Origin of the sequence: Pseudomonas sp. EA_105y_Pfl2_R69 (assembly GCF_963970915.1) — a bacterium.
Taxonomy (GTDB): domain Bacteria; phylum Pseudomonadota; class Gammaproteobacteria; order Pseudomonadales; family Pseudomonadaceae; genus Aquipseudomonas.
Map to the genome: position 1 here is coordinate 1,241,849 of NZ_CAXAOO010000001.1, position 16,249 is coordinate 1,258,097.

At 64.1% G+C, this 16,249-nt stretch carries 15 protein-coding genes; 12 read left to right on the forward strand and 3 right to left on the reverse strand.

Annotated features, from left to right (window positions below):
- Positions 1–392: 392 nt before the first annotated feature.
- From AACY13_RS05395 to AACY13_RS05420, 6 genes are all read left to right on the forward strand, one after another.
- Positions 393–830, forward strand: coding sequence for a TRAP transporter small permease subunit (locus AACY13_RS05395; RefSeq protein WP_445262526.1), 438 nt, complete (start codon positions 393–395; stop codon positions 828–830).
- On the forward strand, positions 830–2,155 hold the full coding sequence (locus tag AACY13_RS05400) for a TRAP transporter large permease (protein ID WP_339459822.1): 1,326 nt from the start codon (positions 830–832) through the stop codon (positions 2,153–2,155). Before AACY13_RS05395 ends, AACY13_RS05400 begins: the two co-directional genes overlap by 1 nt.
- A 188-nt stretch (positions 2,156–2,343) precedes the next feature.
- Entirely contained in the window at positions 2,344–3,396 is a 1,053-nt protein-coding gene (locus AACY13_RS05405) for a TRAP transporter substrate-binding protein (protein ID WP_339459823.1), read from the forward strand.
- Positions 3,397–3,659: 263 nt separating this feature from the next.
- Entirely contained in the window at positions 3,660–5,033 is a 1,374-nt protein-coding gene (locus tag AACY13_RS05410) for a glutamine synthetase family protein (protein WP_339459824.1), read from the forward strand.
- 98 nt (positions 5,034–5,131) lie between these two features.
- The gene (locus AACY13_RS05415) at positions 5,132–6,520 is read left to right on the forward strand and encodes an aldehyde dehydrogenase family protein (RefSeq protein ID WP_339459825.1); all 1,389 of its coding nucleotides are present in this window, start codon (positions 5,132–5,134) and stop codon (positions 6,518–6,520) included.
- Positions 6,521–6,528: 8 nt separating this feature from the next.
- Positions 6,529–7,698 carry an iron-containing alcohol dehydrogenase gene (locus tag AACY13_RS05420; protein WP_339459827.1) on the forward strand — a complete coding sequence of 390 codons (1,170 nt, stop codon included), beginning with the start codon at positions 6,529–6,531 and terminating at the stop codon, positions 7,696–7,698.
- Between the two features lie 33 nt (positions 7,699–7,731).
- On the opposite strand, the gene AACY13_RS05425 is transcribed toward AACY13_RS05420, so the two are convergent.
- From AACY13_RS05425 to AACY13_RS05435, 3 genes are all read right to left on the reverse strand, one after another.
- Positions 7,732–8,478, reverse strand: coding sequence for a M23 family metallopeptidase (locus AACY13_RS05425; RefSeq protein ID WP_339459829.1), 747 nt, complete (start codon positions 8,476–8,478; stop codon positions 7,732–7,734).
- A gap of 7 nt (positions 8,479–8,485) precedes the next feature.
- Positions 8,486–9,496, reverse strand: coding sequence for a L,D-transpeptidase family protein (locus tag AACY13_RS05430; RefSeq protein WP_339459831.1), 1,011 nt, complete (start codon positions 9,494–9,496; stop codon positions 8,486–8,488).
- A 396-nt stretch (positions 9,497–9,892) separates the two neighbouring features.
- Complete coding sequence (locus AACY13_RS05435) at positions 9,893–10,426, reverse strand: hypothetical protein (RefSeq protein WP_339459833.1); 534 nt, start codon at positions 10,424–10,426, stop codon at positions 9,893–9,895.
- A 140-nt stretch (positions 10,427–10,566) separates the two neighbouring features.
- On the opposite strand from AACY13_RS05435, the gene pgm reads away from it, so the two are divergent.
- The 6 genes from pgm to AACY13_RS05465 all read left to right on the forward strand — a co-directional run bounded on the left by pgm (position 10,567) and on the right by AACY13_RS05465 (position 16,078).
- Positions 10,567–12,213 carry a phosphoglucomutase (alpha-D-glucose-1,6-bisphosphate-dependent) gene (gene pgm / locus AACY13_RS05440; RefSeq protein WP_339459834.1) on the forward strand — a complete coding sequence of 549 codons (1,647 nt, stop codon included), beginning with the start codon at positions 10,567–10,569 and terminating at the stop codon, positions 12,211–12,213.
- Between the two features lie 35 nt (positions 12,214–12,248).
- Positions 12,249–12,611 (forward strand): winged helix-turn-helix domain-containing protein, encoded by a 363-nt coding sequence (locus AACY13_RS05445; RefSeq protein WP_339459835.1) that lies wholly within the window; start codon positions 12,249–12,251, stop codon positions 12,609–12,611.
- An 83-nt stretch (positions 12,612–12,694) separates the two neighbouring features.
- Complete coding sequence (gene modA, locus AACY13_RS05450; protein ID WP_339459836.1) at positions 12,695–13,477, forward strand: molybdate ABC transporter substrate-binding protein; 783 nt, start codon at positions 12,695–12,697, stop codon at positions 13,475–13,477.
- A gap of 11 nt (positions 13,478–13,488) precedes the next feature.
- Positions 13,489–14,163, forward strand: coding sequence for a molybdate ABC transporter permease subunit (gene modB, locus AACY13_RS05455; RefSeq protein WP_339459837.1), 675 nt, complete (start codon positions 13,489–13,491; stop codon positions 14,161–14,163).
- Positions 14,156–15,241 (forward strand): ABC transporter ATP-binding protein, encoded by a 1,086-nt coding sequence (locus AACY13_RS05460; protein ID WP_339459838.1) that lies wholly within the window; start codon positions 14,156–14,158, stop codon positions 15,239–15,241. The genes modB and AACY13_RS05460 overlap by 8 nt, the downstream gene beginning before the upstream one ends.
- A 318-nt stretch (positions 15,242–15,559) precedes the next feature.
- Positions 15,560–16,078, forward strand: a complete 519-nt coding sequence (locus AACY13_RS05465; RefSeq protein ID WP_298136559.1) for an Hcp family type VI secretion system effector — start codon at positions 15,560–15,562, stop codon at positions 16,076–16,078.
- Positions 16,079–16,249 lie beyond the last annotated feature (171 nt).

Below are 16,249 nucleotides of genomic sequence, written 5' to 3' on the forward strand. Positions count from 1 at the left end.
CCAAACTGCGGCATATGTATTGGTCGGTGCCGATTTTTTCGTGATTTTCTCCTCTGGCGCTGTAACGTCTGTGCCGGCACTCGCCCTATTGGCCCTGCGCCGTGGCCCGCTCGGCGCGCGAGCTGGACTTCCTCGAAGTGGCTCCGGAGAGCTGGATTGGCGTTGGCTGAGTACTGCACGACGTTTCTCGGCCGTTCTCCTGCGAGCTCTTGAACAGGTGCTGGGGCGCGAGCAGGAGCGCCGCGCGCGGCACAGGGCGGCAGTTGGTTTTATCCGATCTTGGTCTAGGCTCACGCAATAGCCATTATTCGGCAGGTAGCGGTATGCCTCGGGCCATCAAGCGATTCGTATGGGCTGTAGAACGCATAAATCGGGGGGTGGGCAGGTTCGCCATGTACCTGATTTTCGTCATCCTCGGGGTGCTGCTGTACTCCTCCATCACCAAGACATTTGCCCAGCCGGCCGCCTGGACCCTCGAGTCGGCGCAGTTTCTGATGGTCGCCTACTTCCTCCTGGGCGGAGCCTATTCCATGCAGCTCGACGCCCATGTGCGCATGGACCTGTTCTATAGCCGCTGGGCCCCCCGTACCCGGGCGATCATGGATGCCATTACCATCGGTTTCCTGATCTTCTACCTGGTGTTTCTGCTCTACGGCGGCCTCTCCTCGACCCAGTACGCCCTGGAATACAAGGAAACCAGCTACTCGGCCTGGTCGCCGCCGATGGCCCCGATCAAGATCGTCATGTGCATCGGCATCGTCCTGATGCTGCTGCAGGCCATCGTCACCCTGTTCAAGGATATCGCCGCCGCTCGGGGGGAAACGCTGTAATGGAATACGAGCTGATAGCCTTGCTGATGTTCTCCTCGATGATGTTGCTGCTGCTTACCGGCAAGCGGGTATTCGGGGCCATCGGTTTCGTCGCCGTGGTCTCGGCCCTGTTGCTGTGGGGCGATGGCGGCTCGGAAATGGCCTTCAGCGCGGCCATGAAACTGATGAAGTGGTACCCGCTTCTGACCCTGCCGCTGTTCGTCTATATGGGCTATATGCTCTCCGAGTCGGGGATCGCCGAAGACCTCTACCGCATGTTCCATGTGTGGATGGGGCCGCTGCACGGCGGCCTGGCGATCGGCACCATCGCCCTGATGGTGGCGATCTCGGCGATGAACGGCCTGAGCGTGGCCGGCATGGCCATCGGCGCGAGCATCGCCCTGCCGGAGCTGCTGCGCCGCGGCTACGACAAGATCATGATCACCGGGGTGATCCAGGCCGGTAGCTCCCTGGGGATTCTGATCCCGCCCAGCGTGGTGCTGGTGCTCTACGGCATGATCGCCCGCCAGCCGGTGGGCCAGCTGTGGCTGGCCGGGGCCATCCCGGGGCTGATGATGGCCGGCCTGTTTATCCTCTATATCGCCATCCGCTGCCGCCTGCAGCCGCACCTGGGGCCGACCCTCAGCCTCGAGGAGCGCGAGCAGATCAGCTGGGGCGAGAAACTGCGCCTGCTCAGCGCCGGGCTGGTACCGCTGTTTATCTTCTTCAGCATGACCGGGCTGTTCCTCATGGGTTACACCAGCCTGGTGGAAAGCTCGGCGGTGGGGGCCACGGCCGCGACCCTGGCGGCCCTGGCCAAGCGCCGCCTGACCCGCCATGTGATGGAAGAAACCCTGCGCAAGACCCTGGGCATCAGCTGCATGTTTATGTGGATCATCCTCGCCGCCCTGTGCTTCGGTGCGGTGTTCGACGGCCTGGGTGCGGTCAAGGCGATCGAGAATTTCTTTCTCGAACAGCTCGGCCTGGGGCCCTGGCAGGTGCTGATCATGATGCAGCTGTCGTTCATCCTGATGGGCATGTTCCTCGACGACACCGCCATGCTGGTGATCGTCGCGCCGCTGTATATCCCCCTGGTCGGTGCCCTGGGCTTCGATCTGGTCTGGTACGGCGTGCTCTACACCATCACCTGCCAGATCGCCTATATGACCCCGCCCTTCGGCTACAACCTGTTTCTGATGCGCGCCATGGCTCCGCCGGAGGTAACGCTGCGCGACATCTACGTTTCGGTCACCCCATTCGTCTTGATCATGGCCCTGGCCCTGGTGCTGGTCATGCTCTTCCCGCAGATCGCCCTGTGGCTGCCGCAGTGGCACTACGGGCGGTGAGCTATAACGTTAAGGAGCAGTAGGTAAGCGCAGACGTACCGACAGCAGCCTGTGGGGATCGCCTCGGCGCAAGCGCGGCGGATCCCCGGGCGGTTTTACCGGTTGCCCACCTGAAAACCTGCACGGTCCGTCTGGCCGGCGCAGTGCGGTTGTATGCCATCTGAATCGACACTTCTGGAGATAACAGCATGAGTACGAGACGCAGTTTTCTGAAAACCGCCGCAGTGGCCACCGGTGCCGCCGGTACCGCGGCGCTGGGCTCGGCGCATATCTACGCCGAGGAACCGAAGAAGATCACCTGGCGCCTGCAGACCTATGCCGGCCCGGCGCTGGGCGAGCATGTGATCAAGCCTTCCATCGACGCCTTCAACAAGGCCGCCAACGGTCAGATGGAAATCCAGCTGTATTACGCCGACCAGCTGGTGCCCACCGGCGAGCTGTTCCGCGCCATGCAGCGCGGCACCATCGATGCGGTGCAGAGCGACGACGACTCCATTGCCGCGCCGGTGGATATTTCGGTATTCGGTGGTTATTTCCCCTTTGCCACCCGCTACAGCCTCGACGTACCGGTGCTGTTCGAGAAATACGGCCTCAACGAGATCTGGGCAGAAGCCTATGGCGAGGTCAAGGGCGTGACCTGGCTCGGTGCCGGGGCCTGGGACCCCTGCCACTTCGCCACGGTGGAACCCATTACCAAGCTCGAACACCTCAAGGGCAAGCGCATCTTCACCTTTCCCACCGCCGGCAAGTTCCTCTCGCGTTTCGGCGTGATCCCGGTGACCCTGCCCTGGGAAGATATCGAGGTGGCGATCCAGACCGGCGAACTGGACGGCATCGCCTGGTCCGGCATCACCGAGGACTACACCGTGGGCTGGGCCAACGTCACCAAATACTTTCTCACCAACAATATTTCCGGTGCCTGGTGCGGCTCCTACTTCGCCAACTCGGATAAATGGGCGGAGGTCCCCGAGCACCTGCAAACCCTGTTCAAACTGTGCATGGACAGCTCCAACTACTACCGTCAGCACTGGTACTGGGGCGGCGAGGCGCAGCTGCGGGTGGAGGGCGGCAAGCTGGAGTTGACCTCCATCCCGGCCGAGGAGTGGGCCACGGTGGAAGCCGAGGCGCTGAAGTTCTGGGACGAAATCGCCAAGACCAGCCCACGCTGCGCCAAGGTGGTGGACATCTTCAAGAAGTACAACGCGCTGATGGCCAAGGCGGGCGCGCCCTATCGCGGCTAGCAGGCCGTTGATAAGTGCGCCGGGTTGTCATCTGGCGGGGTACCCAACAGGCAGAACAGGACGCCCGCGCCGCAAGGTGCGGGCGTCCTCGCTTGGGCCTGCAGGGGCAGTTTTTTTTCCTGCCCGATCCGCCAAGTTGGCAATCCTGTACCACACTCAATGGGTTTTCACCGGGCGTTTAGCCAGGCAGGGGTGCGCAGTTTAGTGGTCGCCTGGAGCAACGACACCGGAAGTCGAAATAACAACAAGAGACAGGGGTGTTTATGCTCAATCCGCGGGATGTAAAGACCAGCGAGGATGCCAGGCGCATCGTCGAGGAGCGTGGGCTCAGCCATATCAAGGTCGGAGTGTTTGATAACGATGGGGTGATGCGCGGCAAGTACCTGAGCCGCAGCAAGTTCTTCTCCGCCCTGGACAGCGGTTTCGCCTTCTGCGACGTGGTGCTGGGCTGGGATGTCAAGGATCAGCTCTACGACAACGCGCAGTACACCGGCTGGCACACCGGCTACCCGGACGCCCCAGTGCGGGTGTTGCCGCATACCTGCCGAGAGTTGCCGTTCGAGAACGGCATGCTGCTGTTTATCTGCGAGTTTGCCGAGGCCGCCGAGCAGGTCTGCCCGCGCGCTACCCTGCGGCGTGTGGTGGAGCGTTGCAAGGCCATGGGCTTCGACGCCTTCGCCGCCCTCGAATATGAATTCTTTATGTTCGACGAGACCCCGGAGTCGGCCCGCGAGAAGGGCTTTCGCAACCTCAAGCCGTTTACCCCGGACTGGTTCGGCTACTCGATGATCCGTAACTCGGTGCATGCCGAGCTGTACCACGAGATCCTGGCCATGGCCGAAGCCATGGACTTTCCCATCGAGGGGCTGCACACCGAAACCGGCCCCGGCGTGCTGGAGGCGGCCATCGCCTATGACCGCGCCGAAGCGGCGGCGGACAAGGGTGCGCTGTTCAAGACCTTTATGAAGGTACTGGCCCAGCGCAACGGCCTGATGGCCACTTTTATGGCCAAGTGGTCGGGCAAGTATCCGGGGCAGAGCGGGCATATCCACGTGTCGCTGCGCGACCTGGCCAGCGGCAAATCGGCTTTTTACGACCCGAGCCAGGCGCACAACATGAGCAAGCTGCAGCGCCATTTCCTCGCCGGCCAGCAGCGCCTGATGCCGGAGTTTCTGTGCATGGTCGCGCCGACCCTGAACAGCTACCGGCGTATGATTCCGGGCTTCTGGGCTCCCACCGACGCCACCTGGGGCGTGGAGAACCGCACCGCGGCGCTGCGGGTGATTCCCGGCACGGACAAGTCGCAACGCCAGGAGTATCGCCTCGGCGCGGCCGACGGCAACCCTTATCTGGCCCTTTCGGTGGCCCTGGGTAGCGGTCTGTACGGGGTGATGCAGCAGTGGGAACCGACCGATCCGGTGGTGGGCAATGCCTATGCGCAGAAACACCCGGAGCACCTGGCCCTGCCGCGCACCCTGTGGGACGCGGCGCAGCGCCTGAAGGGCTCCACGGCGGCGCGGGAACTGTTCGGCGATGCCTTCGTCGAGCATTTTGCCGCCAGCCGCGAATGGGAGGAACGCGAGTACCGCCGGCATGTCAGCGATTGGGAACTGGATCGTTACTTCGAAATCATCTGATCAAGCCCCTCACCCCAGCCCTCTCCCCCGAGGGGCGAGGGTGCCGAGCGCGCCACGCGATCTACCGCGTGGCTGCGACTCCACCTACGGAGCCTGTTATGAGCAAACTGCAATGTATTTCCCCCATCGATGGCTCGGTCTATGTCGAACGTCATCTGGCCTCCAACCCCGAGATTCAGGCCGCCCTGGCCAAGGCCGAGCTGGCGCAGAAGGCCTGGAAACATACCCCGCTGGCCGAGCGCGTGGCCATCGGGCGCAGGGCCATCGCCGCCTTCAGCGCCAAGGAGAGCCAACTGGCCGAAGAGCTGTGCTGGATGATGGGCCGGCCGATTCGCTATGCCGCCGGCGAGATTCGCGGCTTTGCCGAGCGCGCCGGCTATATGGCAGATATTGCCGAAAGCGCTCTGGCCGATATCCAGCTGCCGGATAAAGCCGGGTTCACCCGCTTTATCCGCCGTGAGCCGCTCGGCGTGGTCTTGGTTATCGCGCCCTGGAATTACCCCTATCTGACCGCCATCAACGCGGTGATGCCGGCGCTGCTGGCCGGCAATGCGGTGTTGCTCAAGCATTCGGCACAAACCCCGCTGTGCGCCGAGCGCATGGTCGAGGCGTTTGCCAAGGCCGGTTTGCCGGAAGGGGTGTTCCAGTACCTGCACCTGAGCCATGCCGAGACCGCGGTATTGATTCGTGCCCCGACCATCGCCCACGTGGCCTTTACCGGTTCGGTGGCCGGTGGGGCCATGGTCGAGCGGGCCGCGGCGGGGCGCTTTATCAGCACCGGTCTGGAACTGGGCGGCAAGGACCCGGCCTATGTGCGGGCCGATGCCGATCTGGGCCACGCGGTGGAAACCACGATCGACGGTGCCTTCTTCAATTCCGGACAGTCCTGCTGCGGTATCGAGCGCATCTATGTGCACGAAGCCCTGTACGCCGCCTTTGTCGAACAGGCGGTGGCCCTGGTCAAGCAGTACCGGCTGGGCCGCTCGGACGATCCCGAGACCACCCTGGGGCCGTTGGTGCGCGCCGAGGCAGCGGATTTCGTCCGCGGCCAGATCCACGAGGCGATCGCACAGGGGGCCACGGCCCATCTGGTGCCGGCCGACTTCGCCCTGGACAAGCCCGGCAGCCCTTACCTGGCCCCCCAGGTGCTGACCGACGTGCATCACGGCATGCGGGTGATGACCGAGGAATCCTTCGGCCCGGTGGTCGGCATCCAGAAGGTGCGCGACGACGAAGAGGCGCTGGCGCTGATGAACGACAGCGAGTTCGGCCTGACCGCGGCGATCTTCAGTGGCGATGCCGAGGCGTCCATGGCCCTGGCCGAGCGGGTCGAGGCCGGCACGGTGTTTCTCAACCGCTGCGACTATCTGGACCCGGCCCTGGCCTGGACCGGGGTTAAACACTCCGGGCGCGGTTGCACCCTGTCCAACGTCGGTTACGAGCAGTTGACCCGGCCGAAATCCTTTCACTTCAAGACCCAGTTATGAGGCCCGCCATGGATATCAATCAGTACCGCATGAACTGGAACTACCCGACTGCGCTGCGCGTCGGCGTCGGCCGCATCCGCGAGCTGCCCGAGGCCTGCCGGCAACTGGGCATGCGCGCGCCGCTGCTGGTTACCGACCCCGGCCTGGCTACCTTGCCGATGATCGACCGCGCGCTGCTGCAGTGCCGCGACGACGGCCTCAATGCCGACCTGTTCCACGCGATCAAGGGTAACCCCACCGGGCCCAACGTGATGGACGGGGTGGCGGCGTACAAGGCGGGCGGGCATGACGGGGTGATCGCCTTCGGCGGCGGCTCGGCCCTGGACGCCGGCAAAGCCATCGCCCTGATGGTCGGGCAAAAGCGCCCGCTGTGGGATTTCGAGGATATCGGCGACAACGCGGCCCGGGTCAACGTCGCCGGGATGGCCCCGGTGGTGGCGGTACCGACCACCGCCGGCACCGGCTCGGAAGTCGGCCGCGCCTCGGTGATCACCGACGATGTGGCGCATATCAAACGCATCATCTTCCACCCCGGGATGCTCCCGGCCCTGGTTATCCTCGACCCCGAACTGTGCCTCGGTCTGCCGCCCAAGGTGACCGCCGCCACCGGCATGGATGCCTTGTCGCACAGCCTGGAGGCCTACTGCTCGCCGCTGTTCCACCCCATGGCCGAAGGCATTGCCCTGGAAGGCATGCGCCTGGTGCAGCGCTACCTGCCGCGGGCGGTGGCGAAAGGCAGCGACGTCGAGGCACGCCTGCAGATGCTGGTGGCCTCGAGTATGGGCGCGACCGCCTTTCAGCGTGGCCTGGGGGCGATGCATGCCCTGGCCCACCCGCTGGGCGCGTTGTACGACGCCCACCACGGCCTGCTCAATGCGGTGCTGATGCCCTATGTGCTGGTGGCCAATCAGGCCGGAATAGAACCGCAGATGGAGCGCCTCGCACGCTACCTGAACCTGGCCAAACCCGGTTTTGTCGGGGTGCTGGACTGGGTCCTGCACCTGCGCAACGAGGTCGGCATTCCCCATAGCCTCAGCGAGATAGGCATCGACGACAAACGTATCGAGCAGGTCGGGCAGATGGCCGAGGTCGACCCTTCGGCGGGGACCAATCCGATTGCCTTCAACGCGGCGCAGTACAGCCAGTTGTTCGAGAAGGCGCTGCGCGGAACGCTGTAGGGCGGCACCTACTCTGCCGCCGTCATCGCCTACTCAGCGCTTGAACAGGGGGTAGGGGTTTATCGCGGTGCCTTTCCACCAGTGCTTTTCGGGGCCGAGGACGAACACCGCAAAATGCAGGTGCGGGGCCAGCGGGTCGGCGTTGCCGGTGACGCCGACATAGCCGAGCAGGTCGCCACGCTTGATCGTCTGGCCTTCCACCAGACCGGCGGCGTAGCCGTCCAGGTGTGCGTAGTAGTAGGCGAAGGTGGCGCTCGGATCATATTGATAGAGGGTGAGGCCGCCGGGTTTGCTGTCGAAGAGTTTCACCAGGGTGCCGTCATCGACCGCAAACACCGGCGTCTTCAGTGCGGCCATGATGTCGATGGCCTCATGGCTGCGCTCGGTGCCGCGCATGTCGTGGAAGGTGTCCTGCAGTTGCGCCGGGGTAATACCGGCCACGGGAATCAGCAGCCCGCCGGGATGCGTCGGCAGGGTTTCGGCGAACGGGTCGGGGGCGTTGCTCTGCTCCAGCGCACCGGGCGCAGTGGGCGGTTCAGGGGTGGTCGAGTGTTCGACCCGAATTTCCCCTGGAGGCGCGTCTGCACTGACAAGCCGTTCTACCGTCTGCGCGCTCGGCTCCGGCGTCGTGACTGCGACAGTCACGGCCTCATAGGGCAAGATTTCGAGGGCGGCAGGGGCGAGCGCCACAGGAGTAGTCAGCGGGTCGCTGTGCAGGGCATAGAACAGGCCCGCAGCGCCAACCAAAGCACCGATCATGAATATCAGAATGCCTTTCATGCGCTGCCTACTCTTGCAAAAGGGCGGGTAGCCCAGGCGAGATCGAGTGGCCCATGGCCTCGACATTCCAGTTGGTCAGGCGGATACAACCATGGGATTGAGTCTTACCGATCTTCGACGGTTCGGGGGTGCCGTGGATGCCGTAATGGGGCTTGGACAGGGCGACCCAGGCAATGCCTACGGGGTTATTCGGCCCAGGCGCGATGGTGGCCTTGGCATGGGCGGGGTTGGCGTCCCAGAACAGCTTGGGGTTGTATTTGAACTCGGGGTTTCTTGCCACGCCGAGAATCTTCCACTCGCCAAGCGGCAGCGGATCGCGTCCGCTGCCGGTGGAGGCGGGAAATTGCGCGATAACGGCATCCGTGGCATCGAACAGGGTGACGGTCGAGTCGGACTTGTCCACCACCACCCGCGCGGCCTTGGCCAGAGGGACTGCCGATGCCAGGTTGGGCACCACTAGCGTTTCGCCTGCGCGGCCCAGATCCTTGCCCGGGTTGAGTTCGGCCAGCAGCGCGGGGCTGGCGTGGAATTTCTCGCCGAGCGCTTCCACCGGGTCGCGGTAGCCCAGGGCTGGAAGCTTGGCCTTGGCCATCATGTCGGCGGGAATCTGGACAAAGGGGCCGGCGGCATCGGCTTCGGTGACGGTATAGGTCACCAGCACTGGTCCTGGATCGCTGTTCAGCGCTGCCCAGGTGGGCTCGTCCATGGCACCGCTGGCGGTCAGGCCGTTGTGTTTCTGGAAGCCGCTGATGGCGACCCGGGTATTGGAGCCGAAACTGGCGTCGACCTCGCCGGGAAAGAACCGCGCGCGATCGAGCAGGATCTGCACGCGCAGTACCGCGGCATTGCGTTGCTTGGGGCCGACGTCGCCGCGCAGGCTGGCGTCATTGGCAACCTCGGCCGTGAGTGGCAGCACGGCGGCGCTGGCCGCAGGGGGCGTGGCGGTCGCGAAGGCGAAGGAGCTGGTGGCGCTATACAGGGCCAGGGTAACGGCGCAGGTGAGGCTTGTGGTTTTCAAGATGCGATCCTCGAACGAACCAGCAGGGCAGGTTGCAGCGTGTTCGAGCAGGCTCGGCACACTGACGTATGGGGTGTTCTTCAGATTCGACGACCAGAAACTTCAGTGGCGGCTACCGGTATGGGCAGTTGAGGAAAACTGCCTGCAGCGCCCAGCTCCATTCGGCATGGCTAGTGAGTGGTTATCAACCCGATCACTCCCGCCTGGCTGCGCAAAGTGGGCGACTGCTCGCGCATGGTCGCTAGCTTTGATCAGGCCAGCGGGTATGAGTTCCTTTGGTGGTGGCGATTTGCCCTTAAATTGCCGCCGGGAACGATCGGTGGGACGGAGTAGGGCGGGCGCACCCGCCGGGCTTGAAGGCGGTCGTTGTCATGGCGGGTTTCAGCCGCCCTGCGCCTACTCTTCGGCTTGAGCGGCCTTGAGGCTCTCATAGGCCGGTGCGGCGTAGATGCCGACTGCCACGGCCAGTTCCATCACCCGCGGCAGGTCGCTGCTGTACACCAGCACGGCCTGCAATGCGTCGTCCAGCGGTTCGCTGAAATCCAGTAGCACATAGCCTTTGGTCTCCGGCGACAGGCTGGCGAGTTGCACCTGGATGCGGTTCAGCGCCTTGAGCGGCTCGGTCTTGGCCAGTTGTTTGGGCTTGAGCACGAAGCTGACGTCGGGGCCGAAGGAGTCGACGATCTGCTGAAACAGCGCGTCATAGCTGTCGGCCTGGAACAGCACGGTTTCCGGCAGGCTGCCAACCACCACCCATTCGCCGAGGGGGATGGGGAAGCTGTCGTCGTAGTTGATATCCGGGTTGGCGGCGAGGAAGGCCTGCGGGTCGGCGTAGGCCTGGGCCGCTTCATCGGCGATCCGCGCGACCTCTTCCGCCAGCATGCAGCCCGAGCTTATTTTGCCGATCAGTTCTTCGAGCTGGGCTTTCATCGGTGATTCCTGGCTGGGGTTAGGGGCTGCAAAGGATAGCCTGGGTGCGTCTTGGCCGCGAGGGCCTGTTAAGCTTGCGTACTTTGCGGACTCGGCAGGCTGTTGAAGACGACCGGCTGCCATCACTTAGGGAGTTATTTGTGAGCGCGCGTATTCATCCTCTGGCCGGTCAGCCGGCACCCGCTTCGATGTTGACCGATATTGCCGGGCTGCTGGCAGCCTATGACGAGCTGCAACCCGATCCGGCCCAGGCCACCCAGCGCGTGGCCTTCGGCACGTCCGGGCATCGCGGTTGTTCACTGCACGGCAGCTTCAATCGCTGGCATGTGCTGGCGATCAGCCAGGCGATCTGTGATTACCGCAGCAGTCAGGGCATCAGCGGTCCGCTGTTTATCGGGGCCGATACCCATGCGCTGTCGCAGCCGGCGCTGGACAGTGCTTTGGAAGTGCTGGCCGCCAATGGCGTGCAGACCATGATCTCGGCCGGCGGCGAATTCACCCCGACCCCCGCGATCAGCCAGGCCATCCTGGTGTACAACCAGGGCCGCAGCAGCGGCCTGGCCGATGGCATCGTCATTACCCCCTCGCACAACCCGCCGGACAGCGGCGGCTTCAAGTACAACCCAAGCAACGGCGGTCCGGCCGACAGCGATATCACCAGCTGGGTGCAGAATCGCGCCAATGCCTTGCTCGAAGGCGGCCTGCGCGAGGTCAAGCGCATGCCCCTGGAACAGGCGCGGCAGGCGGCCAATGTGCATCAATACGATTACCTGGCGGCCTATGTGAATGACCTGGGCAACGTCATCGACTTCGCCCCGATCCGCGCCGCCGGTCTGCGTCTGGGCGTCGATCCGCTGGGCGGCGCCGGGGTGCACTACTGGGCACGCATCGCCGAGCAGTACGGCCTCAATCTGAGTGTGGTGAGCGAGATTATCGACCCGCAGTTTGCCTTTATGAGCCTGGACTGGGATGGGCAGATCCGCATGGACCCATCCTCCAGCCACGCCATGCAGCGCCTGATCGGCCTGAAAAATGGCTACGACATCGCCTTCGCCTGCGACACCGATTACGACCGCCACGGTATCGTCGCGCCCAGTGTCGGCCTGCTGCCGGCCAACCACTTCCTCAGCGTGGCCATCGATTACCTGTTCCAGCATCGCCCGCAGTGGAGCGCCACGGCGGCGGTGGGCAAGACCCTGGTCAGCAGTGCCATGATCGACCGGGTCAGTGCGCGCCTGGGCCGGCCGCTGCTGGAAGTGCCGGTGGGCTTCAAGTGGTTTGCCAACGGCCTGTTCGACGGCTCCCTGGGCTTTGGCGGCGAGGAAAGCGCCGGGGCGACCTTCCTGCGCCGTGATGGCCGGGTCTGGACCACCGACAAGGACGGCATCGCCCTGGCGTTGTTGGCCGCGGAAATGACCGCGGTCAGTGGGCGCGACCCTGGCGAGTTGTACCAGGGCCTGAGCGACGAATTCGGCGCGATCCATGCCGACCGGGTCGACGCGCCGGCTACACCTGCGCAGAAGAAAGCCCTGGGCAAACTCTCGCCCGCGCAGATCGACAGCCGTGAACTGGCCGGCGATGTCATTACCCAGGTGCTGGACAAGGCCCCGGGCAACGGCGCGGCCATCGGCGGCATCAAGGTGGTCAGCGAGGGTGGCTGGTTCGCCGCACGGCCGTCCGGTACCGAGGATATCTACAAGATTTACGCCGAGAGCTACCGTGACGAGGCGCACCTGCAACGGATCTTCGGCGAAGCGCAGCAGCTGGTCGATGCGGCGCTGGAGTAAGCCCGGATTTGACTGGCGGGGGAGGGGGCAAGACGATGCGGCGTCTCGAGGTAAAAATTCGCCTGCATAACGGCAGCGATATCGCCATGGGCCCGGGCAAGGCCGATCTGCTCGAGGCCATTGCCCAGCACGGCTCGATCAGCGCCGCGGCCCGGGCCCTGGGCATGTCCTACCGGCGCGCCTGGCTGCTGGTGGAGACCATGAACCGCAGTTTCAGAGAGCCGCTGGTTACCACCCTGGCCGGCGGCAAGCACGGCGGCGGCACCCAGCTGACCGCCCTGGGCGAGCAGGTGCTGCAGCGTTACCGGCAACTCTGCGCGCAAGCGCTGGCCGCAGTGCAAGACGGCTTTGACGACCTCGGCGATTGGCTCGCCGACCCCGTCCCTCCGACGCCTTAAGGCCTCCAGCGCATAGGCAGTTTTTGCTGGACGGCATTTCGTTATATATGGAAGGATATAGCGCTTGCTAAGGAGCTCGCCTGATGATGTTCGATCTACGTAAACCGCTACGTGCTTTGCTGTTGCTGTGCAGCCTCGCCCCGAGCATGTCGATGGCGGAAGCGGTAAACGTCGCCGCAGCGTCGAATATGCAGTTCGCTTTGCAGGAGATCGCCGCGGGTTACCAGAAGGACAGCGGCCACTCGCTGCGCCTGGTATTTGGCTCGAGTGGCAATCTCTACCGGCAGATCAGTCAGGGCGCGCCTTTCCAGTTATTCCTCAGTGCCGATGAGAGCTATGTGCAGCAACTGGTCGCCGCGGGTAAAACCCTCGACGAGGGTGTGCTCTACGGTCTTGGACGCATCGCTTTGATGGCTCCCAAGGGCTCGTCGTTAACCGCCGGTGGCGAGCTGCAGGGCTTGCAGGCCGCGTTGGCGGCGGGGCAGATCAAGAAATTCGCCATCGCCAACCCGGAGCATGCGCCCTATGGGCGTGCGGCCGAACAGGCCTTGCGCCATGTCGATTTGTGGCAGGCGCTGCAGGGAAAGCTGGTGCTTGGCGAGAACATCGCCCAGGCGGCGCAGTTCGCCACCTCGGGCAATGCCCAGGGCGGCATAGTTGCCTATTCCCTGGCGCTTGCGCCGGGCGTGGCCGAGCGTGGCGAGTTCGCCCTGATCCCTTCGGCCTGGCATCAGCCCCTGCGTCAGCGCATGGTTCTGCTCGAGGGGGCCAGCGCCAGCGCTCAGGCGTTCTACCAATACCTGCAGCAACCTGCCGCCCGGGCGATCATGGCTAAATACGGCTTCGACATGCCCGAGGCCGAGTAGGGGAAGACGCAATGGATTGGCCCGCGCTACTGCTGTCCCTGGAGTTGGCCCTGTGCACCGTGCTGATTCTCTTGCCCATGGGCATCTGGATCGGGCGCAAGCTGGCCTGGAGCCAGTTTCGCGGCAAGAGCCTGGTGGAGGCGCTGCTGGCGTTGCCGCTGGTGTTGCCGCCGACCGTGCTGGGCTTTTACCTGCTGGTGGCCATGGGGGCCAGTTCGCCCATCGGCCAGGCCTATCAGGCGCTGTTCGGCAGCCAGTTGACCTTTTCCTTCGCCGGGCTGCTGGTGGCCTCGCTACTGTTCAATCTGCCCTTCGCCATCCAGCCGATGCAGCGTGCTTTCGAGGCCATCCCGCGCGATGTACGCGAGGCGGCGCGCTGCTGCGGCCTGTCGCCCTGGCGGGTGCTGCGGCGCATCGAGCTGCCGCTGGCCTGGCCGGGGATTCTCTCGGCCCTGGTGCTGACCTTCGCGCACACCCTGGGCGAGTTCGGCGTGGTGCTGATGGTCGGTGGCAGTATCCCGGGGGAGACCCGCACCATCGCCATCGCCATCTATGACCGGGTGCAAGCCTTCGACGATCAGGGTGCCGGGCTGATGTCGGCGGTGCTGTTGCTGATTTCCCTGTGCGCCATAGGCCTGTCCTACTTTGCCACCTCGCGCCTGGCAGCGAGGCAGCGCCATGACTGATGGCCTGCATCTCGACCTGCAGCAGGGCAGCCCGATTCCGCTGTCGGCCCAGATCAGCTGTGCTCCCGGCGAAGTGCTGGCCCTGGTCGGCCCCTCGGGTAGCGGCAAGTCGACCCTGCTGCGCAGCATTGCCGGCTTGTATCGCCCGGCTAACGGCTGCATCCGTTGCGGCGGCGAAACCTGGCTCGACAGCGAGCGCGGCATCGCCGTGCCGACCATGCGCCGGCGGGTCGGCATGGTGTTTCAGCATTTCGCCCTGTTTCCCCATCTCAGTGCCCGGCACAACGTCGCCGAGGCGCTGCTGGATTATCCGCCGGCCGAGCGCCTGGCAAGGGCTCAGGCCTGGCTGGAACGGGTGCACCTGCATGACCTGGGCGAACGCCTGCCCCACCAGTTGTCCGGTGGGCAGCAGCAGCGGGTGGCGGTGGCTCGGGCTCTGGCTCGCGAGCCCAAGGTGTTGCTGCTCGACGAGCCCTTCTCCGCAGTGGACCGCAGTACCCGCGAGGCCCTGTACGGCGAGCTGGCGGAGTTGCGCGAGGAGCTGCGCATGCCGGTGGTGCTGGTTACCCATGACCTGGACGAGGCCACGCTGCTGGCCGACCGCATGTGTATTCTGGCTGCCGGCCAGACCCTGCAGGCAGACACCCCGGACCGACTGATGCAGGCACCGGCCACGGCCGAGGTGGCGCGCTTGCTCGGCATGCGCAACCTGTCCAGTGGCCGGCTGCTGGGGCATGCTGCCGATCACAGCCTGCTGGCCTGGGGCGAGTACCGCCTCAAGGTCCGTGCCCAGCCGCATCTGTCGGTGGGGCAGCAGGTGGCGTGGGTCATGCCGACCTCGGGGGTGCTGCTGATGCCGCTCAACCAGCGGCCGGGCACGCCTCTGGATAACCGCGTGGCGGTACGCATCGAACGCCTGCTGTCGTTGGGCGAGCAATACCGGGTGACCCTACTGGCCGGCGCGGAGCGCCTGAGCATGAACGTGCCGCGCCATGTGGCGCAGCGGTACGGCCTGGAGGCCGGGCAGGCGATTGAGGTGCGCCTGCGCGGCGAGACGATTCATCTGATGCCGCGCTAAGCGTGGGCCTGTGCCACCGGGATCGGTACGCAAGGCCGTTGCGCCACTTGTTGCACAGCTCTCTGTGGATAAGTCTGTGTATAGCCTGCTCTACCTGGCGCTGTTACTGGGCTGGGGCGAGGTTGGCAGCTTCTTGCGCAGCGCTGCGCAAGAAGCTGCTCAGCTTTCAGTGATTTACCGCACCTCATGACCATATATTTATTTTTTGTCATGCTATGTCTTTGAAATACATAGAGTTTTTAATTTTGGCACAGTTATCGCTATCTGTATGGCTCCCGGATCGCTACAGATCCATGACCCAAGGCAAGGAAAGCACTCATGCCAACTCCCGCGTATCTGTCCCTCGAAGGCACCAAGCAAGGCCTGATCACCGCTGGCACCTTCACCGAAGATTCGGTCGGCAACATCTTCCAGGAAGGTCATGAAGACCAGATCCTGGTTCAAGCCTTCAACCACCAGGTGATCATCCCGCGCGATCCGCAGTCCGGTCAGCCGACTGGTCAGCGTGTACATAAGCCGCTGATGATCACCAAGGTCTTCGACAAGTCCTCGCCGCTGATCTTCAACTCCCTGACCTCCGGTGAGCGTCTGAACAAGTGCCGTCTGGAGTGGTACCGCACGTCCTCCACCGGTACTCAAGAGCACTACTTCACCATCGAGCTGGAAGATGCCGTGATCGTCGACGTGCAGTCGCGTATGCCGAACTGCCAGGACCCAGGCATGTCGCACTTCACCCACCTGGAAGACGTGTACTTCACCTACCGCAAAATCGTCTGGACCCACGAAGTCTCCGGTACTTCCGGCTCCGACGACTGGCGTACCCCGATCTCCGCCTAAGAACCTGTTTACGATCTCGCGAGCTAGAGACGAACGGTGGCGAAATCGGCCGAGGAAGCGGAGTTTACGAGCTGTAAATGAGCATTCCGAGGCCGTTTTCAACGCCGTTTAGCCGACGCGCAGCAGATCGTAGACCGGTTCTCGGTTGAGTTCGCGTCAAAACCGCTTCGG